This is a genomic window from Streptomyces sp. ST2-7A (assembly GCF_021390475.1).
Taxonomy (GTDB): domain Bacteria; phylum Actinomycetota; class Actinomycetes; order Streptomycetales; family Streptomycetaceae; genus Streptomyces.
Map to the genome: position 1 here is coordinate 34,411 of NZ_JAJUWS010000019.1, position 26,001 is coordinate 60,411.

The following is a 26,001-nucleotide window of genomic DNA, read 5'->3' on the forward strand; positions in this document are numbered from 1 at the left end:
CGGGGCGGGGTCCGGCCGGGGCCGCGCGGCCCTGTCCGGGGGGCCGGGGCCGCGCGGCTGCTTCGCTCCGCCGGGGACACCGCGTCAGCGGCTCAGCCGGCGGAAGGCACTGATCGACAGCGGGAAGAAGACCAGCAGTAGAACCACCGGCCAGACGACCGCCATCAGCATCGAGTTGTCCGTGATCCAGGAGCCCGAGGCCACGCCCGGGTTCCCGAAGAGCTCACGGGTGGCGTTGACCGTGGAGGAGAGCGGGTTCCAGTCGGCGATGGCGCCGAGCCAGACGGGCATGGTGCTGGTGGCCACGAACGCCGAGGACAGGAAGCCGATCGGGAACTCCAGGGTCTGCACACCGGTGACCGCCTCGGCGCTGGACATGGCCAGTCCGAGGTAGACGCCGATCCAGATGAGGGCGAAGCGCAGCAGCAGGATGAGCCCGATGGCCGCCAGGAAGTCGCCCGTCGTGCCGTGGTGGCGCCAGCCGATGACCAGCGCGGCGACGATCATCACGCTCAGCGTGAGAATCGAGAAGAGCATGTCCGCCACCGCGCGGCCGATGAGCACCGCGGCCGAGGACATCGGCATCGAGCGGAAGCGGTCGGTGACCCCGCGCTCGACATCGGTGGTGACCGCCAGGGTGGTCAGTCCGATGCCGAAGAGCATCGTCATGGCGAACATGCCGGGGAGCAGGAAGTCTCGGTACTCGCCGCCCCCGGGCACCTGCATCGCCCCACCGAAGAGGTAGACGAACATCAGGACGATGAGGACGTTGAAGACCAGGGAGAAGATGATCGGGCCCGGGTTGCGCACCCAGTGCGAGAGCGCGCGCTGGGTGAGGACCCAGCTGTCGACCAGGGCCCAGCGCAGACCGCCGGAGCCGACCGAGGACAGTTGGGGAGGAGGCGGGGTCTGAGCGGTGACGGAGGGGGCGGTGGTGGTCATGCGCTCACTTCCTGTCCGGTCTTGGCCTGCCCGGAGTCCTCGTCCCGCTCGGCGTGCTGACCGGTGAGGTGGAGAAAGACCTCGTCCAGGGTGGGCCGCCGCAGGGCGAGGTCGTCTATGGCGATACCGGCCTCGTCCAGTAGCCGGACGGCCTCGGGCAAGGCGGTGGCCTTGTCGGAGACCTGGACGCTGACCTGCCGCCTGTCGGTGTCCACGACGGGCTCGGTGGTCCCCATCCGGGCCGTGGCACGGGCGGCGGCGTCCAGTTGCGCGGTGTCGTGCACGACGAACTCGATGCGGTCGCCGCCGATGAGGGATTTCAGCTGACTGGGGCTGCCCTCGGCGATCACCCGGCCGGTGTCGATCACGTTGATCTGGGAGGCCAGCTGGTCGGCCTCGTCCAGGTACTGGGTGGTGAGCAGCACGGTGGTGCCGGCGCCCACCAGGTCGCGCACCGACTGCCAGACCTCGTTGCGGCTGCGGGGGTCGAGGCCGACGGTCGGCTCGTCGAGGAAGAGGACGGTGGGGGCCAGGATCATGCTGGCGGCCAGGTCCAGACGGCGGCGCATACCACCGGAGTAGGCCTTGACGGGCTTGCTGCCGGTGTCGGTGAGCCGGAACTGCTGCAACATCGCGGTCGCCCGTGCCTTGGCCTCCCGGGCGCCGAGGTGGTACAGGCGACCGAACATCACCAGATTCTGGTAGCCGCTGAGGACCTCGTCGACGGCGGCGTTCTGCCCGACCAGGCCGATCCGGTGGCGGACCTCGGCGGGCTCCCGGCCCACGTCGTGTCCGGCCACCACGGCGCGACCCTCGTCGAATCGCAGCAGGGTCGCCAGGATGCGGACCGCCGTCGTCTTCCCCGCGCCGTTGGGCCCCAGCAGTCCGCACACCGTTCCCTTCGGAACGGTGAGATCGAAGCCGTCCAGGGCGTACTTGTCGCCGTAGCGCTTGCGGAGGCCCTCCGCGGTCACCGCCAGATTGCTTGAACTCACTGCGATCCCTTCGCTTGGTTCCCGGTGCTCCGTACAGCGTACCGTACTTCATACCGTACCGCGTACGGCGCCAATGTCAAAGGGTCTGCCCCGCCGGGCCGCCGGTGGTCGAGTCGTCGGTGTGGTGGCGCTCGATGAACGCCTCTATGCCGTCCAGTACCCGCTGCAAGCCGAACTCGAAGGCGCGTTCGGGTTCGTAGAGACCGCCGTAGGCCTCTCCGGTGACCTCGCCCACCCGGGAGGCCAGCGGGAAGTGGCCGGAGTCGGCCACCGAGCGCAGCACCGGCGCGTGCGCCTCCCACCACTGCCGGTCGGTCATTCCCGAGCGCTGCTCGGCCCGGCTCGCCTCCAGGCGACGTCGGGCGATGCCCTCGACGTGGCCGGTGACGAGATTGACCACCAGGTCCATCTCCAATTCGCTCAACCCGATGTCCGCCACCGCGCGCAGGTCGTGCTCGTAGCGGGCCACCGCGTTGGGGCCCAGGGCGGGGCGGGCGGAGGGCAGCTCCAGGATCCACGGGTGGCGCCGGTAGAGCCGCCAGCCCCTCCGGGCGATCAGCTCCAGCCGGCTGCGCCAGTCGCCCTCCGGCTCCTCGGTCGGCACCGCCTCCGCGTAGCAGGTGTCGAGCATCAGGTCGATCAGCTCGTCCTTGCCGGGCAGGTAGGTGTAGAGCGTCATCGTGCCGATGCGCAGCGACTCCGCCACTCGGCGCATGGAGACCGCCGCCAGGCCCTCGGCGTCCGCCAACTCGATCGCCGAGGTGACGATCCGGTCCAGATTCAGCTCCGAGCGCGCTTGGCGGCTCGGTCGCTCGCGGGCACCCCACAGTAGTGCCAGACTGCTGACCGACCCGCGTTTTCCGCGACCCCTGTTCATCGCCCTCCTCAGTGCCGTATGAAGTACCGTACACCGTACGGGGCGGCACGCGGAGCGGCACCGCGCGGGACCGGCCCCGGCCGGTCCCGCGCGGTGCCGCTCCGCGTGCCGCTGCGGTGCCCCGGGTCAGACGGGTACCGGGGGCTTCCACCCGGTGTGCGCGAGCCAGCCGGCGAAGTCGAGCAGCCCCGGGCGCCGGCGGCGCAGCGCGGGGATGTCGGCCCGGTAGCCGTCGGTCTGGAACCACTCGAACATCAGGGCGATCTCCGCCGCGTACGGAATGTACGGGTTGGCGGCCACCTCCGCGCCGGTGAGCGGTTCGAAGCGGGTCGGCATTCCCGCCGCCGTGCCCAGCGCCGCCGCGATCTCCCCCGCCGTCAGCTCGTCCCCGGCCAGCTCGACGGCCTGGCCGACGTACTGCTCGGGATGCTCGAAGGCGTCCGCCGCGAAGGCACCGATGTCCTCGGTGGCGATCAGCTGCACCCGGGTCGAAGGTCGCAGGGCCAGCCGCAGGACGAGGGAATCGCCCTCCGGCACCGGTCCGTGCGTGGCGAAATTGTCCATGAAGAAGGTGGGGCGCAGCACCGTCGTCGGCACTCCGAGGGTCTCCAGCCGGCGCTCCACCGCCCGCTTGGACTCGAAGTGCGGCACCCCGCTGTCGCGATCCGCCCCGCCCACCGAGGTGTACACCACATGGGGCACCCCGGCGTCGGCCGCAGCTTCGGCCACGGCCGTGCCCTGCCGGATCTCGCCGCCGACCCCGGCGTCCGTCATGAAGGTCTGGACGCTGAAGACGCCGTCCACCTCGGCCATCGCCCGGCGCAGCGAGCCGCCGTCCTCGAAGGTTCCCCGGGTCAACTCGGCGCCCTCCTCCGCGAGCCGCCGCGAGGCCGGCGCCTCGGGGTCCCGTACCAGGGCCCGCACCGTGTGCCCGCGGGACAGCAGGGCGCGCGCGGTGGCGCCACCCTGGAGCCCGGTGGCTCCGGTCACCAGGATGATGCGTCGTGGGTCGGCCATTTCGGTCCTTTCGTGAGGTGTGGTGCCGGCGAGACCCGCCCGCTGTCCGGGCGGGCGGTCCGAATCCGGGGTCCGGCGGCTCACCGGAAGGCCCCGATGTGCTCGGTGGCCCAGCTGAGATAGGGGCGGGCCGGGCGGCCGAGCACCTCGGCGACGGTCGGCAGGACCCGGTTCCACGGCACCTCGGGGCTGTGCAGCGCCCGGACGTTGCCCTCGGCCGTCGGCCGGTCGCCGGTGATCGCGGTGAAGGTGGCCACCGCCTCCTCCTCGGTGGCCACCTCGAAGTCCAGGGGGCGGCCGAGGAGCCCGCCGAGCATCGCCACCTGCTTTCCGGAGGTCAGGACTTCCGGGCCGGTCAACTCGTGGACCCGGCCCCCGTGCTCCGGCGAGAGCGCGGCCACCCCGACCGCGGCCACATCGGCCGGATCCACCGGGGCGCCGGGATTGTCGCCGACCAGGCAGCGGGCCCGGCCGGTCTCCTTGATCTGTCCCGCCCACCACAGGGAGTTGGAGTGGAAGGGGCCCGGACGCAGCACCGCCGTCGAGGGCACAGCCGCCCTGATGATCCCCTCGGCGGCGATGTGCTCGTCCCGGATGCGATGCGGCACCGGGTGACACGCCGCCGAGGACGACAGCAGCACCACATGCCGGAGCCCGGTGGCGGAGCGGGCCGCCGCGGCGAACCCCCTGGCCTGCGCCTCGACATCCCCCACCAGCACTACGAACGCCCGGTCCACGTCCGCCAGGGCCGCCGCCACGGAGGCGGTGTCCTCCGGGCTGCCGGCCGCCACCTCCACCCCCGCCGGCAGCCGTGCCCGATCCGGGCGCCTGCTCAGCGCCCGCAGCGGCACGCCCTGCCCGACCAGGCCGCGCACCACGTGCCGGCCCACCTTCCCGGTGGCGCCAGTCACCAGAAGCATGGCTCACTCCCCTCGTGGAGTCGTCATTTCGGAAATCGATCCGGTCGACGATTGAGAATTCCGGACCGGCCGAAGTGAACAGTGAAAGGCGACGATAATGTGCCGCCCGGTGCGGGCATTCGTGGAGTACTCGAAGAACGCTGGTGCCCGGCGTCCCCAACTGCCGGTGAGAACTGCCGCTCCGCTCCCGGTCGCCGTCTTAGCCTCAGAGGGAATGTGATTGTCGGCGCCATGTTTTTTACCGGAGGTCCATGTGGTCAGCAGCGCGAGCGAGTCGGCGGATCGCAGTGGGGCGGACGGTCCGGGCTGCCCCGAGCCCATCGCGATCACCGGTATCTCCTGCCGGCTCCCGGGCGCCGCCGGACCCGCGGCGCTGTGGCAACTACTGGCGGACGGCGCCGATGCGGTCGGCGAGGCGCCACCTGGCCGCTGGGACGGCCCCGGCATCGCCGTGCGGCGCGGCGGCTTCCTGGAGCGGATCGACGCCTTCGACGCCGCCTTCTTCGGCATCTCGCCACGGGAGGCGCGCGCCATGGACCCGCAGCAGCGGCTCATGCTGGAGCTGGGCTGGGAGGCGCTGGAGAACGCCCAACTGCCGCCCGACGCACTGCGCGGCAGCCGCACCGGGGTGTTCGTCGGGGCGATGGCCGACGACTACGCCACCCTGGTGCACCGGGCCGGGGCGGAGGCCATCGGCCGCCACACGGTGGCCGGGCTCAATCGTGGCGTCATCGCCAACCGCCTCTCCTACGCCCTCAGCCTGCGCGGTCCCAGCCTGACCGTCGACGCCGCCCAGGCCTCCTCCTTGGTCGCTGTGCACCTCGCGGTGCAGAGTCTGCGCGCGGGCGAGAGCTCGCTGGCCCTGGCGGGCGGCGTCCAACTGAACGTCTCCGCACGCACCACCGTGGGTACCGAACGCTTCGGCGCGCTCTCACCGACCGGCCGCTGCCACACCTTCGACGCCCGCGCCGACGGCTACGTGCGGGGTGAGGGAGGTGCCGTTGTCGTTCTGCGCCCCCTTTCCCACGCCTTGGCCGAGGGTGACCGGATCTACGGTGTGATCCGGGGTACCGCGGTCAACAACGACGGGGCCACGGAGGCGCTGACGGTGCCCGACGCCCGGGCCCAGGCCGAGGTCGTACGGGCCGCCTGCGCCCGGGCCGGGGTGGACCCGGCCGAGGTGCAGTACGTCGAACTGCACGGCACCGGGACCCGACTCGGAGACCGTGTCGAAGCCACCGCCCTGGGCGCGGCGCTCGGCGGCGCCCCGGGGCGCCGCCATCCCCTGGTCGTCGGCTCGGCCAAGACCAACCTCGGTCACCTGGAGGGCGCGGCCGGCATCGTCGGCCTGGTCAAGGCGGCTCTGTGCCTGGACCGGGGGGAGATCCCGGCCAGCCTCCACCACACCGCGCCGCCCCCCGACATCCCCCTCGACAGCCTCGGGTTGCGCGTCCAGCGCAGCCACGGCGGCTGGCCGGAGCCCGACCGGCCCCGGTTCGCCGGTGTCTCCTCCTTCGGCATGGGCGGCACCAATTGCCATCTGGTGCTCGGCCGGGCCCAACCGCGGCCGGCGGCGCCGGAGCCCGCGCCGCTGCCACTGCCGCTGCCGTTGCTGCTATCCGGCCGCACCCTGCGGGCTCTGCGGGAGCAGGCCGCGAGGGCCCGCGAACTGCTGCTCCGAGCGGGACGGGAGGAACTGCCCCGCATCGCCCACGGCTATGCCGCGGGACGGACGCACGGCGAGCTGCGGGCCGCCGTGTCGGCCCGGGACGGTCTGGACGGCGTCCTGGCGGCCCTGGCGGCCCTGGCGGCCGATGGCCGGGGCGCCGGGGTACGGCAGGGCCGGGCGGACGGCGGCCCCGTGGGCATGGTGTTCTCCGGCCAGGGGGACCAGTACGCGGGAATGGGGGCGGAATTGCGCGTCGCCTTTCCCGATTTCGCACGGGCCTATGACGAGGCCGCGGAATTGCTGGAGCTTCCGTCCGGACTGGACGAGGAGGAGCTGACCGGGACCCGCTATACCCAGCCCGCCGTTTTCGCTCTCCAGGTCGGGCTGTTCCGTCTACTGGAAAGCGCCGGAGTGCGACCCGACTACGTGGCGGGGCATTCGGTGGGAGAATTCGCGGCGGCCCACTGCGCGGGAGCGCTGCCGCTGGCCGACGCCGCGCGCCTGGTGGCGGAACGCGCCCGGCTGATGCACGCGCTGCCGACCGGCGGGGTGATGGTGGCGGTGCGCGCCACCGAGGCCGAGGCACGCGAGCGGCTGGTGCCCGGAGTGGCGCTCGCCGCGGTGAACTCCCCCCGCGACGTGGTGCTCAGCGGACGGGCCGGGCCGGTCGAGGAGGTGGCCGCCCGGCTGGGCCGGTGGCGGCGGCTGGAGGTGAGCCACGCCTTCCACTCGCCGTTGATGGACGGGATGCTGGCCGAGTTCCACGAACTGGTGGCCCGGGCGGAGTTCCGGGCCCCCGATATCCCGCTGATCAGCACCGTCACCGGGGAGGTCGTGGACCACGGGCGGCTGGCCGCCCCGGAGCACTGGACCGAGCACGCGGTGGCCCCGGTCCGCTTCGCCGACGCGGTGCGTGCCCTGCACCGGGTGGGGGTGCGGCAACTGGTGGAGCTGGGGCCCCGGGCCACCCTGACGCTGTTGGCCTCCGCCACGCTGCGGGAGGCGGACGGCCCCGGGGTACGGGTGACCCCCACCCTGAGAGGGCCCGGGCAGGAAGTGGCGGCGTTCACCGCTGCCCTGACCGAATTGCACCTGCACGGCGCCACCCCCGACTGGCGGAGTCTGCTCGGGCCGGCTCCCGCCCCCCGTCCCGGCCTGGAGCTGCCCACCTATCCCTTCCAGCGCGCTTCCCACTGGTTCACCGACAGAGGTCCGGCCGCGCCCGTCGACGAGGAGCCGGCCTCCGGCGAAGGGGCCCGCGTCGACACGGTCGTCGCCGAACGGCCGGACCCGGACCCGGACCCGGGGCCGCAGCCGTCCGCGGTCGGAGAGCCGGTCCGACTCGCGCCGCAGGAGCTGCGACGGCTCGTGCGGACCCATGCGGCCGAGGTGCTGGGCCACGGTTCGACCGAGGCCATCCGGCCCGAGCGGAACTTCCGGGAGCTGGGCTTCGACTCACTGGGCGGCGTCGAATTCGCGGAACGCCTCGGCGATGCCCTCGGCCGTCCGCTGCCGTCCACCCTGATCTACGACCACTCGACGGTCGGGGCCCTGGAAGCGGCGCTGGGGAGCCCGGGGACCGCCCCCGCCCCGGTCGACCGCCCGACCCGCCCGGCACGGCCGGCCGAGGAGGACCCGGTGGTCGTGGTCGGGATGGGTTGTCGCTTTCCCGGCGGGATCACCACACCCGAACAACTGTGGGAGGTGCTGCGCGACGGCAAGGAGGTGATCGGTGACTTCCCGCGCGACCGCGGCTGGGATCTGGCCGGGTTGGTCGACGACGACCCGGACCGGACCGGCACCTCCACTGTTGGGCGTGGTGGCTTTCTGGAGGGCGCGGCGTTGTTCGATCACGGGTTCTTCGGGATCTCGCCGCGTGAGGCGCGGGCGATGGATCCGCAGCAGCGTCTGCTGTTGGAGACGAGTTGGGAGGCGTTGGAGCGGGCGGGGATCGATCCGTTGTCGCTGCGGGGTGGTGACACGGGTGTCTTCGTCGGTGCCACCGGACTGGAGTACGGACCCCGGCTGGCCGATGCCCGGGAGGAGGAGGGCGGTTACACGCTGACCGGCAGCGCCCCCAGTGTGATTTCGGGTCGGGTGGCGTATGCGTTGGGGTTGGGGGGGCCGGCGGTGACGGTGGATACGGCGTGTTCGAGTTCGTTGGTGGCGTTGCACTGGGGTCGGCAGGCGTTGTTGTCGGGGGAGTGTTCTCTGGTGTTGGTGGGGGGTGTGTCGGTGATGGCGTCGCCCGGGATGTTCGTGGAGTTCTCGCGGCAGCGTGGGTTGGCGTCGGATGGTCGGTGCAAGGCGTTTTCGGCGGGGGCGGATGGGACGGGGTGGTCGGAGGGGGTGGGGGTGTTGGTGTTGGAGAGGTTGTCGGTGGCGCGGGCGTCGGGGCGGCGGGTGTTGGCGGTGGTGCGGGGGTCGGCGACGAATCAGGATGGGGCGAGTAATGGTTTGACGGCGCCCAGTGGGCGGGCGCAGGTGGGGGTGATTCGGCGGGCGTTGGGGTCGGCCGGGTTGTCGGCGGGTGAGGTGGATGTGGTGGAGGCGCATGGGACGGGGACGGAGTTGGGGGATCCGATCGAGGCGGAGGCGTTGTTGTCGGTGTTCGGGGGTGGGGATCGTGAGCGGGCGGTGTTGTTGGGGTCGGTGAAGTCGAATCTGGGGCATACGCAGGCGGCGGCGGGTGTGGCGGGGGTGATGAAGTTGGTGTTGGCGATGGGGCACGGGGTGGTGCCCCGGACCCTGCATGTGGGGGAGCCGACGCCGCATGTGGACTGGTCGCGTGGTGGGGTGGAGTTGGCGGTGCGGGAGTGTGCGTGGCCGCGTACGGGTCGGCCGTTCCGGGCGGGGGTGTCCTCCTTCGGGATCAGTGGTACCAACGCCCACGCCATCATCGAACAAGCACCCGCTCCCGAGCCGTCGCCGGCGCTCCCCGGCCCCCGCCCGGTCCACGCGGCGATGCCCTACGTGCTGTCCGCGCGGAGCCCGGAGGCCCTGCGGGCGCAGGCCGCCGCGCTCCATGGGCGGCTCGCCGTCGACTCCCCGCCGCACCCGCAGGACGTGGCGCACACCCTGTTGAGGCACCGGGCCCTGCTGCCGTACCGCGCGGCCGTGGTCGGCACCGGGGGCCCGGACAGTCTCGCCGCCCTCGCCGCGCTGGCCGCCGGTGAGACCGATGCCGAGGGCATCGTCACCGGGCTGGCCGAAGAAGCGGGCAGGACCGTCTTCGTCTTCCCCGGACAGGGTTCGCAGTGGCCCGGGATGGCCACCCGGTTGCTGGCGGAATCCCCGGCCTTCGCGGCGGAGTTCGACCGGTGCGCGCACGCCCTGGCCCCCCACGTGGACTGGTCACCGCACCAGGTGCTCGCCGACGAGCAGGCACTGCGACGCGTCGATGTGGTCCAGCCCGCCCTCTGGGCGGTGATGGTCTCCCTGGCCGCCCTCTGGCGGGCGCACGGGTTGGAACCGGATGCCGTGGTGGGCCACTCCCAGGGTGAGATCGCCGCCGCCTGCGTGGCGAGCGCGCTGACCGTCGAGGACGCGGCCAAGGTGGTGGCCCTCCGTTCCCGGGCCATTCTCGCCCTGGCCGGCCGTGGCGGGATGATGTCCGTCGGTATGCCGGCCGAAGCCCTCCGGGAGGAGCTCGGCGACGGCCTGTCGATCGCCGTCGTCAACAGCCCTGCCTCCGTCGTCGTCTCCGGAGACCCCCCGGCCCTGGAGGAGCTGCACACCGCGCTCACCGGCAGGGGTGTCCGCGCCCGGATGATCCCGGTGGACTACGCCTCCCACTCCGCCCACGTGGAGGGCATCCGCGAGCAGTTGCTGGAGGTGCTCGCCGACATCAGGCCCCGGGTCCCCCGGCTGCCATTCCTGTCCACCGTGGACGGCCGGTGGATGGAGACCGCGGCCTGTGACGCCGGGTACTGGTTCGCCAACCTGCGGGGGACCGTGCACTTCCGTGAGGCGCTGGAGACCCTGCGGGACGAGGGCTTCGGCACCTTCGTGGAGGCCAGCGCGCACCCCGTCCTCACCCTCCCCGTCGAGGAGACCTGCCCCGAGGCCGTGGTCAGCGGCACCCTGGTGAAGCGGGATGGCGGACTGCGTCGCTTCCTCACCTCCGCTGCCGGCCTGCTGACGCGCGGGGTGGAGCTGGAACTGCTCCCCGAGGACAACCCGCACCTCCCGCCCGGCGGGTTGTCGCTGCCGACCTATCCGTTCCGGCGCACCCCGTTCTGGCTGGCTCCGGGGTCCGCCCCCGTCTCCGCCGCCGTGCCGGAGGAGGCGGGGGCGGAGACGGCGGGGGACACCGGGGGGGACGGCCTCGCCGCGCGGGTGGCCGCCGCGGAGCCCGCGGAGGCGGCCCGGCTGGTACACACGGTGGTCCGCGAGCAGTTGGCCGCCGTCCTGGGGTACGAGCGGGCCGAGGAGGTGCCCGGGGATCGGCCGTTCAAGGAATTGGGCATGGAGTCGGTGAGTGCCGTGCGGCTGCGCGACCGGCTCGCCCGGGCGACCGGTCTGCGGCTGTCTCCGACACTGGCCTTCAACCACCCCACCGCCGAAGCGCTCGCCGACCATCTGCACGAGCGCATGGCCGGTTCCCCGCCGGTCGACGGGGAACCGGCCACCGCCACGGTGCCGCCCGCCCGCACCGCGCCCCGCGCCGACACGGCCGATGATCCGGTGGTCGTGGTCGGGATGGGTTGTCGCTTTCCCGGTGGCATCTCCTCCCCGGGCCGGCTGTGGGAGGTGCTGCGCGACGGCAAGGAGGTGATCGGTGACTTCCCGCGCGACCGCGGCTGGGATCTGGCCGGGTTGGTCGACGACGACCCGGACCGGACCGGCACCTCCACTGTTGGGCGTGGTGGCTTTCTGGAGGGCGCGGCGTTGTTCGATCACGGGTTCTTCGGGATCTCGCCGCGTGAGGCGCGGGCGATGGATCCGCAGCAGCGTCTGCTGTTGGAGACGAGTTGGGAGGCGTTGGAGCGGGCGGGGATCGATCCGTTGTCGCTGCGGGGTGGTGACACGGGTGTCTTCGTCGGTGCCACCGGACTCCGGCTACGGACCGCGGTTGCACGAGGCGGGGGTCGACACCGCGGGTTACACGCTGACCGGTACGGCACTCAGTGTGATTTCGGGTCGGGTGGCGTATGCGTTGGGGTTGGGGGGGCCGGCGGTGACGGTGGATACGGCGTGTTCGAGTTCGTTGGTGGCGTTGCACTGGGGTCGGCAGGCGTTGTTGTCGGGGGAGTGTTCTCTGGTGTTGGTGGGGGGTGTGTCGGTGATGGCGTCGCCCGGGATGTTCGTGGAGTTCTCGCGGCAGCGTGGGTTGGCGTCGGATGGTCGGTGCAAGGCGTTTTCGGCGGGGGCGGATGGGACGGGGTGGTCGGAGGGGGTGGGGGTGTTGGTGTTGGAGAGGTTGTCGGTGGCGCGGGCGTCGGGGCGGCGGGTGTTGGCGGTGGTGCGGGGGTCGGCGACGAATCAGGATGGGGCGAGTAATGGTTTGACGGCGCCCAGTGGGCGGGCGCAGGTGGGGGTGATTCGGCGGGCGTTGGGGTCGGCCGGGTTGTCGGCGGGTGAGGTGGATGTGGTGGAGGCGCATGGGACGGGGACGGAGTTGGGGGATCCGATCGAGGCGGAGGCGTTGTTGTCGGTGTTCGGGGGTGGGGATCGTGAGCGGGCGGTGTTGTTGGGGTCGGTGAAGTCGAATCTGGGGCATACGCAGGCGGCGGCGGGTGTGGCGGGGGTGATGAAGTTGGTGTTGGCGATGGGGCACGGGGTGGTGCCCCGGACCCTGCATGTGGGGGAGCCGACGCCGCATGTGGACTGGTCGCGTGGTGGGGTGGAGTTGGCGGTGCGGGAGTGTGCGTGGCCGCGTACGGGTCGGCCGTTCCGGGCGGGGGTGTCCTCCTTCGGGATCAGTGGTACCAACGCCCACGCCATCATCGAACAAGCACCGGTCGTACCGGGGGAGGAGCCGCTCCGTCCCGCCGACATGGACCGCCCCACCCACCCCTTCCGTCACACCCGACACTGGATCGGCCAGACGCGGGAGCCGGACCGCCGGTCCGGCTCCCGGCCCCTGCTGCCGGCCGAGGTCGAGGAGAACGTCGAGAAGCTCGCCGCCCTCCTCGGCATCGACCCGGACGCCTCGCTGCGCGAGGCCCTGCCCGCCCTGCGTGCCTGGCAGGCCGTCTCCACCGCCCCGGAGACGGAGGAACAGGCCGCACCGGCACCGACCGGACGCCTCACGGCTGCCTCCTGGCCGCCCGGTCCCGACCGTGCCGAACGGCTGCTGGAACTGATCCGCACCCACGCCGCCGCCGTGCTCGGCCACGACGCCCTCGACGAGATCGATGCCGGGGAGGAGTTGCTGGACGCCGGAATGGCCTCCGTCGGAGTCCTGGAGCTGCGTCAACGGCTCGGCGAGGAGCTCGGCATGGAGTTGCCGATGACTCTCGTCTACGACCACCCCACCCCGGCCGGCCTGGCGGCCCACCTGGACCGGGAGCTCCCCGGCGGACGGACCGGAGTCTGAGCCGGCTCCGGTCCGTCCGAGGGCGGGAGCGGCCGTCCGGCACGAACCGGATGCGGCGTGCCGAGACCACGACGAGTACGGCGACCCCCGCACCGGTCAGGACCCCACCCGCCCCCGCCGCACCGCCGGTGTCCGGTGGATCCGTATCGGTTTCCCGGAGGTGCCCCTGTACCCCGCGATCTCTCCCTCGCCCCGTCCGCCGCCGACTCCCCCGGCCCGCACATGGGGTCGGTCCCCGACACCCGGCCGGTGACGACGGGCGTCTGCACGACCTCGTCGCCGCCTTCGCCGCCCCTCTCGGTTCCACCGCGCCGGTCCTGACCGACACCACACGTGACCGGCTCCCGCGCGCTCGGACCGATTGATGTCCCACGCCGTGCCGGTCTCCACACATCACGCCCTGCCCTCCGGTTCGGGAGGGCCGGGCGTGATGTGGCTTCCACCGACGTGGGAACGTCTCGGCCCCGGAACCCCCGCGCGGAGGGCGCGGAAGGTGGAGTCGCATGAGGCGGTCCGGGGTTCGCTCTCGTGACCCCCGGACCGCTTGTCGTGACGCCCCACGGGGTGCTCTCCGGAGCCGCCGGAGGGCGGGATGCCGGGGCTCAGGGGGACGGGTAGCCGTGGAGCCCTTGTCTCAACCGGTGCCAACCGGACTTCCGACGCCGGTGGAGCAGCGGAACCCGGAGGCCCCGGCGAGACGAAAAATCCTGTTCGATCTGGGAAAAAGCGGTCCATCCGGTGGTGGATGGAAAGTGCCCCCGGCAGGACTCGAACCTGCGACCAAGTGCTTAGAAGGTATCCCCGGCCCACCACTGTGCGGACCTGCATAAACGCAGGTCGCCGGACACCATAGTAAGGAAAGGCAATTGGCCTCTCCCCGGCCGGGAAACGGCCCGAAAACCACCCTCCCACACCCCACGAAACAGGGCCTCCCCAGGGCGGCCCTCGAAACTGCCCGGGGAAGACCCCGAGCGACCGGAGCCCCGCCATCGGGACGGGAAGCGTGCCTCGCGCGCCCCGGCCGCAGCATCACGGTGCCCGGGCGGGAAACACTTCACCGCCCGGGCACCGAGCCCTATTCCCCCCCCCCCCCCCCCTACGAGCCGTCGCCCCTACGGGCGGTCGCCGCGCAACCCCCGCCGAAGCCGCACCGGCCCCGAAGGCGCCTCACGACACCCCGGCACCCCGCCCTCCCCCTCCTGGGCACGCGCCGCCGGATACGGACCCAACCGCTCACACAGACTCGCGTGCAGCAGCTCCGCATCCGAGATGTCCAGACGCAGCACCACCGGCCGACCCCCCGGCGCCGGGCGCAACGGCACATCGATCACCGCCCGCCCCCCGGAGCCGGGGAGGTGCCAGTTCCCGGCCCGGCCCGCCGGCCGCAACACCAACGGAGCCCGCCCCGGCTTCCCCGCACCCGACCCGTCCCCGGCCCCCCGGCCGTGTCCCCGGCCCCCGGCCCCCAGCACCTGCTCCTGGCCGTGCTCGCCGTCGCGGGTCATCGGACCACCCCCCGCCGCGGCACCACACGGCCCGGCCGAGGGAAACGCCTCACCGGAACCCACCGGTTCACCGCCACCTGCTCCCTCGCCGGCAGCCGCAGCGTCACACCCTCCCCGAACACCACCAGCCGGGACCCGGCCGGTGGGACAGCACGCAGATCCACCACCGTCCGCTCCACACCTCCTATCACCATCGAGTCCCCCACACGGATCTCCCCCGGCAACACCCGGATCAAGTCCAGCGCCTCCTCCGGCGCCCCGGCCCTCACCGCCACGCCCCCGGCACAGCCCTGTACGGGCGCGTGATGATCTCCCGATACGACAGGTGCTCCGGATGCGCCTTGAGGTGCCGGGCCATCCACCCGGTCACCTCCCCGCCCCCGTCCCCCGTCGGCCCGCGTTCCTCGCACACCGCGCACTGCGCCGTGAACGTGATCGCCTCCGCATCCGGCTCCTCGTCCGGCTCGATCACATGCTCCCGAAACCTCCGCCTCTCCCCGGTCACCAGGCGTCCCCGCCCCGGCGTTCCGCACGAGTCCGCACCACCATCAACACGGCCGGGTCCACCGGATCCTCCTCCGGGACACCACCGCGGCCCCGCCCCCGCAGCGTGCACAACCCGTCCTCCGAGCTGATGTTGGTGACCACGAACCGCTCCCCGCCCGGCTCCAGCTCCACTTCGTCCCCCACCTCCGGGGTCGCCCGCGTCTGCTGCCGCAGGTCGCTCACCGCGCACCCCCGGCCTTCTCCGCGCCCGACACGGGCAGGCAGTCCGGGCAGCGCCACTCGCAGCCCTTCCCGCACCCCGGCTCGGGCCGGGCCTCCTGCGTCAACGTCCCGCACCCCGCGCAGCGCCGCAGCGCCTTCACGGGTTCCTCGTACCTCCGGGCGAGTGGCTTGGCCATCCTCGACTCCATGATCATCGTGTGACGTGCGCTCACACCCAGTCATGTTGCCGAAATCACAAGGCCCCGACTTTCATTCCGCAATGAAAGTCGGGGCCCTCGTGTCATGCCACCAGCCGGCCCGGCCCGTGCTACACCCCCACCCACCTGGCCACGGCCTGCAACGCCGGCTCCGGCGACCGCCGCTTCCGCAACAACGCGTGCACCGTCTCCCGCGTCGTCGGGTGATACCTCGTCTGCGCCGGCGCAGCCTGCCGCGCCGCCACCAACTCGCTCACCGCCCTCTCCCGCTGCCCCACCACCTCATACGCCCGCGCCATATCCATGTGGTGATGACCGGCCCGGTTCCGCGCCCACCCCTCCGGCAACCGCACCCGCTCACCCAACTCCACCATCCGCCCCGTCTCACCCAAATCGAGCTGCGTGGACGCCTCGTGCAACTGGACGTTCATCTCGTCGAAGACCAATCCGTAGGGATCGGGCCGCCCGGCCAGCCGGCCCGCCAGGGCCCGCGCCTCGGACACCCGCCCCGTCACCTCCCCGGCCGCCCCCGAACGCCCCGACCGCGAATGCAACACCGCCGACTTGAGCCACATCGTGCCCCGCACCGACATGGCCCGCACATCCCCCCGCCGCACCGGATCCTCCAGCATCCGCTCCATCGCCCCGATCTCCCGCAGCGCGATCTCCGGCGCCCCGTGATGAAGGAAGTAGTCCCCGCGGTAGTGACACACCACGACCTGGAGATACGGGTCCCCGGCGTGCGGGATCGTCTGCTGCATCCGGTCCAACGCCAACAGCCCGAGGTCGGTGTACCCGAGCTTGCCCAGCAGCGACCGCGCCAGACGGTAGGTGTCGGCCAGCGCCCGGTAGGTCTTCTCCCGCTCCCGCCCCGCCGGCGCCCGATCCGCCGCCAGGAGCAGCTCATCCACCAACGCCGGCGCCTCTGCGGCGATCACCATGTACTCCCCGCGCAACCGCCACGCATCCAGCCGCGCCACATCCGCCCGGATCGCCGCCAACGCCCGCGGATCTCCCTCCTCCGGCGGCAGCATCGGATTCGCAATCGCCTGCCGAAGCGGCTGAATCAACTCCTCCAACTGGTCCGCCTTCAGCTGGTCGTAGTACGGCTGACCGGTCAGGTCGGTTGCCGGTACGCGCAGCGCGCGGGCGCAGGCGGACGTCACCATCGGGGACGCCGCGATGTGCCCCGACTCCACCTTCGTCACCGTGCTGTAGGAGATGTGCGCCCGCTGCGCCAGGCCGTGCTGGGTCAGGCCCCGGGCCCGCCGGATCGCCGCGATCCGCTGCCCGATACTCTCGCCCGGCGGAACACCGGGCCCGCCGCTGTTTTTGTCAGTCCCCTGTGCCATGCTGAACCCCAATCCGTGTTGAGCCTCGACACTCAGGACGGTACCCCCGTACGTGCGCGCGGGGACAGCGGATCGGCCCCGGCACCGTGGAGTGCCGGGGCCGTACGTTTGCCTGCACTCCACCCTTACGAGTGCACCCCGCACCCCGGGTTCCGTGATTCCCCACCCCGACACCGCCCCGGCCGCTACGGTGGGATCACCCCCGAACGGGCCCCCACCGGATCCCCCCTCGGTGGGGGCCCGACCCCTTGCTCCCCGCACATGCGGGGATGGTCCGCTCAACCGTGATGACACCCACTTGGTCCCCGCACCCGCGGGGATGGCGGGTCGCCCGTGTGCGATCCTGGGGTGGGCCCGGCCCGCGTGGTGTTCCTCGACAGTTCTCCTGCGGCCGGGCCATCCCCTCACCCAAAACGCGCAAAATTCTTTGCGTAAAGGGGGTGGGGTGTGGCACACTCGGCCCCTGTCGAGGAACACCCCACACTCCGGAGGACCCGTGTCCGCAACCGGCAAACCACGCAAGCCGATCCACCCCGACACCCCCACCACCCGCGCATGGCAGACCGGCCGCCGCATCTACGTCCGCGCCGGCTACCACTCCCAGCTCAACCGCCAGCTCGTCGAACTCGGCACTCACTGGGACCCCAACCACCGCGCCCGCTGGATCGGCACCACCAAACGCGAAGCCGTCACCGCCCTCGTCCTCGCCGCGGAAACCCGCATCCGAGAAATCGAGGCCGTCAAACAGGCCGGCCGCTGGATCGTCCTGCCCTACGGCGCCGCCCACATCCACCGCCGCCTGCGCGAGACCAACGCCATCTTCTGCAAGCACACCAAGGCGTGGGCCGTGCGCACCGACACCGCCTACGCGGAGATCGCCGCCATGGTCGAGGCGTGGAACATCGACCTCGAGCTGGAGCGCGTCGCCCGGCAGGAAACCCGCCGCCTGTACTACGAGGAGCAGCGCCTGGAGCGCCGCCGCGCCGAAGCCGTGCACTCCGCCCGCCTGCGCGAGAAAGCCATAGTGGACTCCGGCCGCACTCTGCTGGGCGGCGACATCCTGCACCTGACCGAGGTCACCCGCCGCTTCCACACCAAGGCCACCGCTCTCGCCACCGCCCGGGACGTCGGCGAGGTCATGCGCCTGGACGACGGATGCCGCGCCCTGGTCGTCGGCTCCGAGGTCCACTTCACCAACGAGATCGACGCCTATGACTGCCGGCACCCCGACATGCCCGTCGACGCCCACTGGCACTTCTCCTACGACCTGCTCCTGATCGAGCCCACCGAGGAGGAACTGGCCGAGGAGACCGGCCGGGCCATGGCCGGCATCGACGCCGACGAACTCCACGCCCTGATGACCGCCGCCGCCCGTCTGACCGCCGCCACAGCCGAGGACCGGTGGACCCCCACCCCCGAGGACACCCTCACCGGGGAGATCGTCGCCGGCACCGGCTTCCGCGGCATGGTCCCCGCCGGTCGCCTCATGCTGACCCGCGACGGCCGCGTCATCTGGCAGCACCCCGGCTTCCACCCCGAGTACATCCGCAGCGAGGGCCTCACCGCCGACCCCACTCTCGTGCAACGCCTGCGTGACGCACTGGCCCCCGGCGCCCGCACCCGCGTCGTGCCCGGCACCGTCCCCGTCCAATACACCGTGAGGACCCATGACCACCCCCCCGCCCCTGCACCTGACCCGCAGTGAACTCGCCCGCCGCTACCGCGTCGCCCCCTCCACCGTGGGCCGCGCACTGGAACGCGGCTTGGCCGAACACCGCGCCGATCCCGCCACCGCCCCCGCACCCCCCGACCCGGTCAACCCCGGCGAGCCCTCCCTGCGCTACGACGCCGCACAGATGGACGCCTGGTGGCCCAAGCGCCCCCTGCGACGCGGCCCCCGCCCCCCCCCCGCGCCCGAGGAGACCCGACCGTGAAGACCGTGTTCTCTGCGCCCGCCCACGCCCTGTCCCCGGCCCGCGCCCGCCAACTGCGCCGGTTCGACCCCCTACTGGTCGAACACCACCGCCGCCTCGGGGTGCCCTGGGTCGCCCGCCTCACCGCCCTGACCCCCACCGGCCGCACCCCCTTCCGCCGCGAGTTCCTGCCCCGCCGCGACGACTACGGCCAGGCCGACCCCCGCGGCAACGGCATCATCTGCTACTGGACCCTCCAGGCCGGTGAGCTGTACGAGGCGCACTGCCCCCGGACCGACGGCACCGCCGAACGCCGCTACCTGACCGTCGACGCCGACGGCCTGCTGATCGAGTGCACGAAAGAGGAGGTCCAGCAGTGGCTGGCAAACGTCACCTCGGAGTGAACGTCCTGGAAGCCGCCCGGCACCGCATCAACCGGGTCTTCTCCGACTTCCCCCGCATCTACGTCTCCTTCTCCGGCGGCAAGGACTCCGGCGTCCTCCTGGAGCTGGCCGCCAACGAGGCCCGCCGCCGCGGTCGACGCATCGGCGTACTGATCGTGGACCTGGAAGCCCAGTACGCCCTGACGATCGACTACATCCACGCCATGCTGAAGCGCCATGCGGACGTGATCGACCCGTACTGGGTGGCGCTGCCGCTGAACCTGCGCAACGCCGTCTCGCAGTTCGAACCTCAGTGGATGTGCTGGGACCCCGACCGGGAAGAGGACTGGGTGCGCCGTCCCCCGCCCGGCGCCATCACCGACGAGGAGTACTTCCCGTTCTTCCGTCGCCGCATGGAGTTCGAGGAGTTCGTGCCGGCCTTCGGCGAGTGGTACGCCCGCCAAGGCGAGCACGGCCAGGAGCAGCTCACCGCCTGCCTGGTCGGGATCCGTACCCAGGAGTCCCTCAACCGGTGGCGCACCATCGCGCGCCGCTACAAGCGCTCCCACGAGAACCTGGCATGGACCACGTGGGTGGGCGGCGGCTGCTACAACGCGTATCCGATCTACGACTGGCGCACCGAGGACATCTGGACCTACTACGGGCGGACCAAAACGCCGTACAACCGGCTGTACGACCGGATGCACCAAGCAGGGCTCACGATCCACCAGGCCCGTATCTGCCAGCCGTACGGTGACGACCAGCGGCGCGGCCTGTGGCTGTATCACGTCATCGAGCCCGAGACGTGGTCGAAGGTGGTGGCCCGGGTCCAGGGCGCGAACTTCGGAGCGACGCACGCGCGCACCAGCGGCAACGTCCTGGGCCGCATCAAGATCACCAAGCCGGACGGGCTGACGTGGCAGGAGTTCGCCCACAACCTGCTGGACTCCATGCCCCAGCCCACAGCGGAGCACTACCGGGCGAAGATCGCGGTGTTCCTGCGCTGGTACCAACTACGCGGCTACCCCGACGGCATCCCGGACGAGGGGTCGGCCACCTCGAAGAAGGAGCCGTCCTGGACGCGGATCTGCAAAGTGCTCCTCGCGCAGGACTACTGGTGCAAGGGGCTGTCGTTCACCCCGACCAAGCGTGAGGCGTACACCCGCTACCGGGAGCTGATGAACAAGCGGCGGGCACTGTGGCAGGTCGACCGCATGGGCCTGGCTCGCGCCGCTTCCTCGCGGGAGGAGTGAACCCCACCTCCTTTACGCAAAATCCTTTGCGTAAAGGAGGTGGGTTGTGCCACACTCGGACACGTCGAGGAACCACACCACCACACACGGAGAACCCATGACCCACCTCACCACCCTCACCGACACCCACCCCGACTTCTACCCCACCCTCGGCCCTTACCTCGCCAACCGCGACGTCCACCACGAAATCGGCGGCCCCATCTGGGACGAACCCACCAAGACCTGGATCATCGCCCGCACCGGCACCACCATCACCGGCTTCATCGGCATCAACCAGGGCAACCGACGCACCACCGTCGAATCCCTGTGGATCGCCCCCAACGCCCCCGCCGACACCCCCACCCACCTCATCAACGCCGCCGTCACCAACTTCGGCCACGACCGCGACCTCCACACCGTCGTCCGCAACTCCCTCGCCGACACCCACACCAAAGCCGGCTTCGCCACCCTCAAGACCACCCGCAACTTCACCACCATGGTCCGCCCCGCCACCATCCGCGAGGCCGGCCGTGACTGAACAACTCGACCTCCTCGGCCAGGCCATCGTCGACGACGCCACCACCCTCTTCGCCCGCCTCGCCGAACTCCCCGAAGACCAGCGCATCGACACCATCAACGCCCTGCGCACCGCCCTCGCCCGCCACTCACCCATGCGTGACGAACCCGTCGACTGCGTCCTGTGGGTCAAGGCCGACCGCCTCCAAGCCAACGACTACAACCCCAACGTCGTCGCCCCACCCGAGATGCGCCTCCTCAAGCACTCCATCGACGCCGACGGCTACACCCAACCCATCGTCGCCTGGCCCGTCGAGGACTGGGGCCCCACCGACGGCACCTACGAAGTCGTCGACGGCTTCCACCGCCACCGCGTCGGCAAAGAAACCCCCGCCCTGCGCAAGCGCCTCCACGGACGCCTCCCCGTCACCGTCATCCGCCCCGAGCGCACCGAGCGGACCGACCGCATGGCCGCCACCGTCCGCCACAACCGCGCCCGCGGCGAACACACCGTCGACGGCATGTCCGACATGGTCCTCGAACTCGCCCGCCGCGGGAAAAGCGACGAATGGATCGGACAGGAACTCGGCATGCAACCCGACGAAGTCCTGCGACTGCGCCAAGTCCAAGGCCTCGCCGAACTCTTCGCCGACCGCGAGTTCTCCGAAGCCTTCGAAGCCGACACCGAACCCCAATGGCCCACCACCTGACCCGAAGGCCCCACCACCATGACCGACACACCCGCTCACCTGCGACCCGGCGCCGCCCGCTACACCAAGACCGGCCGCACCTGGACCCTCCTCGTCGACCAGGAGGTCCTCGACTCCATCACCACCACCGACGCCACCACCGTCCTCGCCACCAAACGCGGCGGCACCACCAAGGAACAGCGCATCACCGGCAAGTACCGGCCCGGCGAGGAGCCCGGCCGGTACCACCTCGAGTTGGCAGCCGAGGAACGTACCCACTGCGCGGAGTGCAACCGCAGCTGGCCCGTCGACGCGATGGAGGAGGAACCGGACTCCTCCGGCATCGTCCTACCCGTCTGCCCCCGCTGCGCCCGCCTCGCCCCCTACGAGCGCTCCTACGCCTGACCCACCGGAGAGACCCCACCCATGGCCACGCTGCACACCACCATCACCACCGCCCTAGCCGAAGGCACCGCGCCCTTCACCGACCCGGACGGCACCACCTGGAACGCCCCAGTCCTCGCCGTCCTCGCCCTGGCCGGGGCCGCTGCCCGCGCCCCCCTCGCCAACACGCTGACCGCCCCGCTCGAAGTCGAGACGGCCGACGACCAGGGCGCCATCATCCGCATCGACCGGTGGCGCGCCGAGGTCGACGCCTCCGGCCTGGTCCGACCCATGTGCACCGAGCCCGCCTGCTCCCACCGGCCCCGCCCCGGCACCCCACGGTGCACCGGCCACATGAGCCGGGACGACTTCCGCGCAGCCGTCCAAGAACAAGGCGCCGCGGCCGAACAAGCCGCCGCCGACCAGGCCGAACTCATCCAGCAGGCCGACCGCGTCCTCGGCCTGTCCCGGAACGAGATCATCCGCACCTTCGCCACGTACGGTATCCACGACGGGCGGGTCCGCTCCCTGGCCCGCCCTCGCCCCGCCGAACGCATCGTGCTGCCCGGCCCGCCCCCCGCGCCGATCCCCGAGGACTGGGGCCCCGAAGCCCGACTCGTCGAAACCGGCGCCCAAGCCCGCGCCCGCCGCCTCGCCCTGGAAGCCCTGGAGCCCCTGCGCCGGGTCACCGGCGAATGGCAGGGCATCAACCTCGCCGACGCCATCGACGAAGCCGACACCGACGACTCCCGGGCACAGGACGAACTCCTGGAGCTGAACAAGCGCACCGGCGGGGACCGCGTGCACCTGCACGTGGCGTACGAGAAAACCGCCGACAGGGCGTGTGAGCTCCTGGCGCAGATGCTCGCACACGCCCTCGTCTCACCCGCCCCCTGACCGCGTCCTTCATCACCCCTCCGAGGGGCCCCACCTGCCCGGCACCCGAAGGAGACCCCGGATGCAGACCTCCATCGTGGTGGTGTACGGCTCAGCCGCCGACCCCACCGTCACCCACCCCGGCGACATCGACGTCGCCCACACCGGCCCCCGCGAGACCGCCGAACCCCTCGTCGCCGAATGGGCCCGCACCCACGGACGCGAGGGCCTGCCGATCGACTGGCACCCCGCCCACCCCACCCACGACAACCTCACCCTCCCCACCCCCTGCAACACCCCCGGCCACGCCACCATCCTCTCCGGCGACGTCACGATCACCTGGCAGCCCCTGACCGGCCTCACCAGCCAGATCCGCGCCCACGGACACCACCCCAAGCACCTGCGCACCCGGCTCACCGCCCCCGGCCCGCCCTGGCGTCTCGCCGCCCTCCCCGGCCCCCGGGACACCGGCCGGTGGGACGACTACATCGAGGGCCTGACCGCCCTGCGCAGCGCCGTGGCCAAGCGCCCGCCGGCCCGCGCGGTCCTGCTCGACCTGTGGGGGCCGCTCCTCGGCCGGCTCCTGGACCAAGACCCCACCCCCGACCCCGACGCGCTCGCCGAACTGACCGCCGCCTCGCCGGCCGCCGCCGACGGCGCCGTGGTCCTCGCCTTCCACCCCGGCGGGACGATCGGCCAGCCCTACGGCCACCTCACCGGACCCGACCTTGCCCACCGCCTCTACCCCTGAACGGAGAAACCCGATGACCGAGATCATCAATCTCACCCCGCACCCCATCACCGTCCTGGACCACGACGGCAGCCTCATCCGGGAGATCCCGCCGTCCGGCCAGGTCGCCCGTCTGACGGCCGAGCGACAGGACGCCGGTGATCTCGCGGGCATCCCCCTCGGCATCACCACCTACGGCGACAACGCGGAGATGCCCGAGCCCCGCGAGGGGGTCCGGTACGTCGTGTCCCTGGTCACCGCCCTCGCCCTCGCCGGCTCTGACCGGGACGACCTCCTCGTCGTGGACCAGGAAGTCCGCGACGGAACCGGCCGGATCATCGGCTGCCGGGGCCTGGCCGTCCCCCGCGCCCGCCCCGCCCGGCACGCGGAGCTGGAGGAGATCCGGGAGGTGTACGAGATGGGCTTGACCGAGATCGCGGGCACCCGCAGTTTGCGGGCCGCCCACCGCATGCGCAACATCGCCCGGGGCGTGCTGGCCATCGCCCGCCGCCCCAACCCCTGACCCCTGACCCCTGACCCCTGCCCGGACACGACGAAGACGACCCCGCCCCGGAACGCACCCGGGGCGGGGCCGGACCCCTCATCCCCTCCGAGGAGAAACCCATGGGACGACAGATCCGCCGCGTACCACTCGACTTCGACTGGCCCCTCAACAAAGCCTGGCACGGCTTCCTCCTGCCGGACCGCTTCGACGAGAACCCCTGCCCGGACTGCGAGAGGGGCCACTCCCCGCACGCCGAATCCCTCTACACCCTGTGGTACGGACGCCGCCCCTTCGACCCGGCCAGCACCGGATCCACCCCGTGGCTCCCCGAGGCCCCGGCCATCCGCGACCTCGCTGAACGGCACATCGTGGACGCCCCCGACCACTACGGCAGTGGAGAGATCGCCATCGCCTGTGAGGCCCGACGCCTCGCCGACTTCTTCAACGCCAGATGGTCCCACCACCTCTCCCAGGACGACGTGAACGCCCTGGCCACCGCCGATCGCCTCCACGACTTCACCCACACCTGGAGCCCGGAGAACGGATGGCAGAAGCTCGACCCACCCGTCACCCCGACCGCCGCCCGGGTCAACAAATGGTCGCTCCACGGATTCGGCCACGACGCAATCAACGCGGCCGTCGTCATCCGAGCCCGCTGCGAACGCGAAGGCGCCGACGACACATGCCGAACCTGCCAGGGCCACGCCGGCATCGAGGCATACCCGGGACAGCGCGCCGAAGCCGAACAATGGGAGCCCACGGACCCGCCCACGGGCGAGGGCTGGCAACTCTGGGAAACCGTCAGCGAGGGATCCCCCATCAGCCCGGTGTGCACCACGGCCGACGAGCTGGCCGCGTGGATGTCCGACCCGGCACGCGGTGACCGCTGGATTCCCACGGAAGCGGCCCGAGAGTTCATCGACGTCGGATGGGCGCCGACGGGTGTCGTCTCACCCGGGCGTGGTTACTCCTCCGGAGTGGAGGCCATCGGCTGGAAACCCCAGTAGACCCCGAACACGTAGGCGGCCCTGTGCACGGTCCCCACGCCCCGGATACAAGATCGGGGCCGGGCCCGGGGCACCACCCCCGGACCCGACCCCGCAACGACGCCGCACCTGCCAAGGCCACCGACGCCTTCCTCTTCCTCACCCGATTATCCCCCGCCCCCACCCCCGCGGCTCCCCACCATCAGGGAAACTCCGGCAAAACCCACGCTCACCCCTCCTCCGCCTCAGCAGTGATGCTGCGCCCGCCACAGCAGCACCGTCCTCTGCGCCAGCAGCACCGCCAGCGCCAGCACCAGCCCCGCCCGCACCCACCGCAGAGCGGGCACCGCATCCGGCCACACCATGATCGCGACCGTGTACCCGCCCAGCGCACCCAGCGCAGCCGCCCCCGCCATCAAGTGCCGCCCCTCCGGGGACCGCCACCACCGGGCGAGCACGTGATACGCGACGCAGAACACCACCGCCGCCACCAGCAACAACCCACTCGCCGCGGCGTTCACTATCCGATCGGGCTCCATCGCTCACCGGCCCTCGTACAGTGCCGCCCGCATCCGGGCGGCCAAGTGGTTCTCGTGGCGCAACTGCCGCAGCCGACCGGCGATCTCCGTCACCTCCGGCCGCCGCGCCCGCGCCTCCTCCAGCGCCGACCGCGCCCGGGCCAGCGCCGCCTCCGCCTCCGGACACTCAGCCCGACGACGACGGCCGACCAGCCACCGCACCAGGATCCGCATCCGCCCTCACCCCCTCCGGGGGCGCCGGCGGCAGACTCGACAGGGCCTGCCCGGTCGTGCGGGCCAACTCCAGCAGCTCACCCATCTGCCGATCCGCCTCCCGGCGGGCCTCCTCGCTGACCTCGTGGGCCGCCCGCCACCGGTCGCGATCCGTTCGGGCGTCCTCCATCACGCTGCGGGGCACGAGGCGGCCGGTGAGGACCATCCACACGGCAGCAGCCACGATCGCCCAGCCGCCGCCCTGCGCGAGAAGCGCCGTCGGGATGCCCTCCATACCGGCCTCCCCGATGC

Annotated in this window: 25 protein-coding genes and 1 pseudogene; 13 read left to right on the forward strand and 13 right to left on the reverse strand. The window is 72.0% G+C overall.

Annotated features, from left to right (window positions below; all coding sequences use genetic code 11):
* Window positions 1-84 precede the first annotated feature (84 nt).
* From LZF96_RS13465 to LZF96_RS13485, 5 genes are all read right to left on the reverse strand, one after another.
* Window positions 85-942, reverse strand: a complete 858-nt coding sequence (locus LZF96_RS13465) for an ABC transporter permease (RefSeq protein WP_233870887.1) — start codon at window positions 940-942, stop codon at window positions 85-87.
* Window positions 939-1,937: an ATP-binding cassette domain-containing protein gene (locus LZF96_RS13470; protein ID WP_233870890.1), complete on the reverse strand. Its 999-nt coding sequence runs from the start codon at window positions 1,935-1,937 to the stop codon at window positions 939-941. The genes LZF96_RS13465 and LZF96_RS13470 overlap by 4 nt, the downstream gene beginning before the upstream one ends.
* A gap of 76 nt (window positions 1,938-2,013) precedes the next feature.
* Complete coding sequence (locus LZF96_RS13475; protein WP_233870893.1) at window positions 2,014-2,814, reverse strand: TetR/AcrR family transcriptional regulator; 801 nt, start codon at window positions 2,812-2,814, stop codon at window positions 2,014-2,016.
* A 126-nt stretch (window positions 2,815-2,940) separates the two neighbouring features.
* Window positions 2,941-3,831, reverse strand: coding sequence for an NmrA/HSCARG family protein (locus tag LZF96_RS13480; RefSeq protein ID WP_233870896.1), 891 nt, complete (start codon window positions 3,829-3,831; stop codon window positions 2,941-2,943).
* Between the two features lie 80 nt (window positions 3,832-3,911).
* The gene (locus tag LZF96_RS13485) at window positions 3,912-4,751 is read right to left on the reverse strand and encodes an SDR family oxidoreductase (protein WP_233870899.1); all 840 of its coding nucleotides are present in this window, start codon (window positions 4,749-4,751) and stop codon (window positions 3,912-3,914) included.
* A 253-nt stretch (window positions 4,752-5,004) separates the two neighbouring features.
* Between LZF96_RS13485 and LZF96_RS13490 the strand changes: the two are divergent.
* Both LZF96_RS13490 and LZF96_RS27365 read left to right on the forward strand, forming a co-directional pair.
* A pseudogene (locus LZF96_RS13490) lies at window positions 5,005-11,791 on the forward strand (type I polyketide synthase); the annotation flags it as partial.
* Between the two features lie 135 nt (window positions 11,792-11,926).
* Window positions 11,927-12,961 (forward strand): phosphopantetheine-binding protein, encoded by a 1,035-nt coding sequence (locus LZF96_RS27365; RefSeq protein ID WP_374203227.1) that lies wholly within the window; start codon window positions 11,927-11,929, stop codon window positions 12,959-12,961.
* Window positions 12,962-14,073: 1,112 nt separating this feature from the next.
* On the opposite strand, the gene LZF96_RS13515 is transcribed toward LZF96_RS27365, so the two are convergent.
* From LZF96_RS13515 to LZF96_RS13535, 5 genes are all read right to left on the reverse strand, one after another.
* On the reverse strand, window positions 14,074-14,466 hold the full coding sequence (locus tag LZF96_RS13515) for a hypothetical protein (protein ID WP_233870903.1): 393 nt from the start codon (window positions 14,464-14,466) through the stop codon (window positions 14,074-14,076).
* 265 nt (window positions 14,467-14,731) lie between these two features.
* Entirely contained in the window at window positions 14,732-14,938 is a 207-nt protein-coding gene (locus LZF96_RS13520; RefSeq protein WP_233870906.1) for a hypothetical protein, read from the reverse strand.
* 29 nt (window positions 14,939-14,967) lie between these two features.
* Complete coding sequence (locus tag LZF96_RS13525) at window positions 14,968-15,195, reverse strand: hypothetical protein (protein WP_233870909.1); 228 nt, start codon at window positions 15,193-15,195, stop codon at window positions 14,968-14,970.
* Window positions 15,192-15,407: a hypothetical protein gene (locus tag LZF96_RS13530; protein WP_233870912.1), complete on the reverse strand. Its 216-nt coding sequence runs from the start codon at window positions 15,405-15,407 to the stop codon at window positions 15,192-15,194. Before LZF96_RS13530 ends, LZF96_RS13525 begins: the two co-directional genes overlap by 4 nt.
* A 95-nt stretch (window positions 15,408-15,502) precedes the next feature.
* Window positions 15,503-16,744: a helix-turn-helix domain-containing protein gene (locus LZF96_RS13535; protein ID WP_233870915.1), complete on the reverse strand. Its 1,242-nt coding sequence runs from the start codon at window positions 16,742-16,744 to the stop codon at window positions 15,503-15,505.
* Window positions 16,745-17,240: 496 nt separating this feature from the next.
* Here LZF96_RS13535 and LZF96_RS13540 point away from each other — a divergent pair, with 496 nt between their 5' ends.
* The 11 genes from LZF96_RS13540 to LZF96_RS13590 all read left to right on the forward strand — a co-directional run bounded on the left by LZF96_RS13540 (window position 17,241) and on the right by LZF96_RS13590 (window position 24,979).
* A complete protein-coding gene (locus tag LZF96_RS13540; RefSeq protein WP_233870918.1) occupies window positions 17,241-18,449 on the forward strand; it encodes a hypothetical protein in 1,209 nt (402 codons plus the stop codon).
* A complete protein-coding gene (locus tag LZF96_RS13545; RefSeq protein WP_233870920.1) occupies window positions 18,412-18,678 on the forward strand; it encodes a hypothetical protein in 267 nt (88 codons plus the stop codon). Before LZF96_RS13540 ends, LZF96_RS13545 begins: the two co-directional genes overlap by 38 nt.
* Before the next feature lie 5 nt (window positions 18,679-18,683).
* The gene (locus LZF96_RS13550; protein ID WP_233870922.1) at window positions 18,684-19,061 is read left to right on the forward strand and encodes a hypothetical protein; all 378 of its coding nucleotides are present in this window, start codon (window positions 18,684-18,686) and stop codon (window positions 19,059-19,061) included.
* On the forward strand, window positions 19,034-20,293 hold the full coding sequence (locus tag LZF96_RS13555; RefSeq protein ID WP_233870925.1) for a phosphoadenosine phosphosulfate reductase: 1,260 nt from the start codon (window positions 19,034-19,036) through the stop codon (window positions 20,291-20,293). Before LZF96_RS13550 ends, LZF96_RS13555 begins: the two co-directional genes overlap by 28 nt.
* Before the next feature lie 97 nt (window positions 20,294-20,390).
* Entirely contained in the window at window positions 20,391-20,810 is a 420-nt protein-coding gene (locus LZF96_RS13560; protein WP_233870927.1) for a hypothetical protein, read from the forward strand.
* Window positions 20,803-21,498, forward strand: coding sequence for a ParB/RepB/Spo0J family partition protein (locus LZF96_RS13565; protein ID WP_233870928.1), 696 nt, complete (start codon window positions 20,803-20,805; stop codon window positions 21,496-21,498). The genes LZF96_RS13560 and LZF96_RS13565 overlap by 8 nt, the downstream gene beginning before the upstream one ends.
* Window positions 21,499-21,516: 18 nt before the next feature.
* Window positions 21,517-21,882 (forward strand): hypothetical protein, encoded by a 366-nt coding sequence (locus LZF96_RS13570; protein WP_233870931.1) that lies wholly within the window; start codon window positions 21,517-21,519, stop codon window positions 21,880-21,882.
* 21 nt (window positions 21,883-21,903) lie between these two features.
* On the forward strand, window positions 21,904-22,758 hold the full coding sequence (locus tag LZF96_RS26580; RefSeq protein WP_267940854.1) for a hypothetical protein: 855 nt from the start codon (window positions 21,904-21,906) through the stop codon (window positions 22,756-22,758).
* 61 nt (window positions 22,759-22,819) lie between these two features.
* Entirely contained in the window at window positions 22,820-23,488 is a 669-nt protein-coding gene (locus LZF96_RS13580) for a hypothetical protein (protein WP_233870934.1), read from the forward strand.
* 13 nt (window positions 23,489-23,501) lie between these two features.
* Complete coding sequence (locus LZF96_RS13585; RefSeq protein ID WP_233870936.1) at window positions 23,502-23,990, forward strand: hypothetical protein; 489 nt, start codon at window positions 23,502-23,504, stop codon at window positions 23,988-23,990.
* Between the two features lie 101 nt (window positions 23,991-24,091).
* On the forward strand, window positions 24,092-24,979 hold the full coding sequence (locus LZF96_RS13590) for a hypothetical protein (RefSeq protein WP_233870938.1): 888 nt from the start codon (window positions 24,092-24,094) through the stop codon (window positions 24,977-24,979).
* Between the two features lie 224 nt (window positions 24,980-25,203).
* On the opposite strand, the gene LZF96_RS13595 is transcribed toward LZF96_RS13590, so the two are convergent.
* From LZF96_RS13595 to LZF96_RS13605, 3 genes are read right to left on the reverse strand one after another with little or no spacing between them, the layout of a single operon-like run.
* Window positions 25,204-25,479, reverse strand: a complete 276-nt coding sequence (locus tag LZF96_RS13595) for a hypothetical protein (RefSeq protein ID WP_233870941.1) — start codon at window positions 25,477-25,479, stop codon at window positions 25,204-25,206.
* Between the two features lie 21 nt (window positions 25,480-25,500).
* Window positions 25,501-25,710, reverse strand: coding sequence for a hypothetical protein (locus tag LZF96_RS13600; protein ID WP_233870943.1), 210 nt, complete (start codon window positions 25,708-25,710; stop codon window positions 25,501-25,503).
* Window positions 25,664-25,984 carry a hypothetical protein gene (locus LZF96_RS13605; RefSeq protein ID WP_233870945.1) on the reverse strand — a complete coding sequence of 107 codons (321 nt, stop codon included), beginning with the start codon at window positions 25,982-25,984 and terminating at the stop codon, window positions 25,664-25,666. The genes LZF96_RS13600 and LZF96_RS13605 overlap by 47 nt, the downstream gene beginning before the upstream one ends.
* Between the last annotated feature and the right edge of the window lie 17 nt (window positions 25,985-26,001).

Bases quoted from the DNA above. Each gene is read 5' to 3' on its own strand.
- LZF96_RS13465 (WP_233870887.1), bottom strand. From the start codon at position 942: ATGACCACCACCGCCCCCTCCGTCACCGCTCAGACCCCGCCTCCTCCC.
- LZF96_RS13475 (WP_233870893.1), bottom strand. From the start codon at position 2,814: ATGAACAGGGGTCGCGGAAAACGCGGGTCGGTCAGCAGTCTGGCACTA.
- LZF96_RS13480 (WP_233870896.1), bottom strand. From the start codon at position 3,831: ATGGCCGACCCACGACGCATCATCCTGGTGACCGGAGCCACCGGGCTC.
- LZF96_RS13485 (WP_233870899.1), bottom strand. From the start codon at position 4,751: ATGCTTCTGGTGACTGGCGCCACCGGGAAGGTGGGCCGGCACGTGGTG.
- LZF96_RS13515 (WP_233870903.1), bottom strand. From the start codon at position 14,466: ATGACCCGCGACGGCGAGCACGGCCAGGAGCAGGTGCTGGGGGCCGGG.
- LZF96_RS13535 (WP_233870915.1), bottom strand. From the start codon at position 16,744: ATGGCACAGGGGACTGACAAAAACAGCGGCGGGCCCGGTGTTCCGCCG.
- LZF96_RS13545 (WP_233870920.1), top strand. From the start codon at position 18,412: ATGACCACCCCCCCGCCCCTGCACCTGACCCGCAGTGAACTCGCCCGC.
- LZF96_RS13560 (WP_233870927.1), top strand. From the start codon at position 20,391: ATGACCCACCTCACCACCCTCACCGACACCCACCCCGACTTCTACCCC.
- LZF96_RS13570 (WP_233870931.1), top strand. From the start codon at position 21,517: ATGACCGACACACCCGCTCACCTGCGACCCGGCGCCGCCCGCTACACC.
- LZF96_RS26580 (WP_267940854.1), top strand. From the start codon at position 21,904: ATGGCCACGCTGCACACCACCATCACCACCGCCCTAGCCGAAGGCACC.
- LZF96_RS13580 (WP_233870934.1), top strand. From the start codon at position 22,820: ATGCAGACCTCCATCGTGGTGGTGTACGGCTCAGCCGCCGACCCCACC.
- LZF96_RS13585 (WP_233870936.1), top strand. From the start codon at position 23,502: ATGACCGAGATCATCAATCTCACCCCGCACCCCATCACCGTCCTGGAC.
- LZF96_RS13590 (WP_233870938.1), top strand. From the start codon at position 24,092: ATGGGACGACAGATCCGCCGCGTACCACTCGACTTCGACTGGCCCCTC.
- LZF96_RS13600 (WP_233870943.1), bottom strand. From the start codon at position 25,710: ATGCGGATCCTGGTGCGGTGGCTGGTCGGCCGTCGTCGTCGGGCTGAG.
- LZF96_RS13605 (WP_233870945.1), bottom strand. From the start codon at position 25,984: ATGGAGGGCATCCCGACGGCGCTTCTCGCGCAGGGCGGCGGCTGGGCG.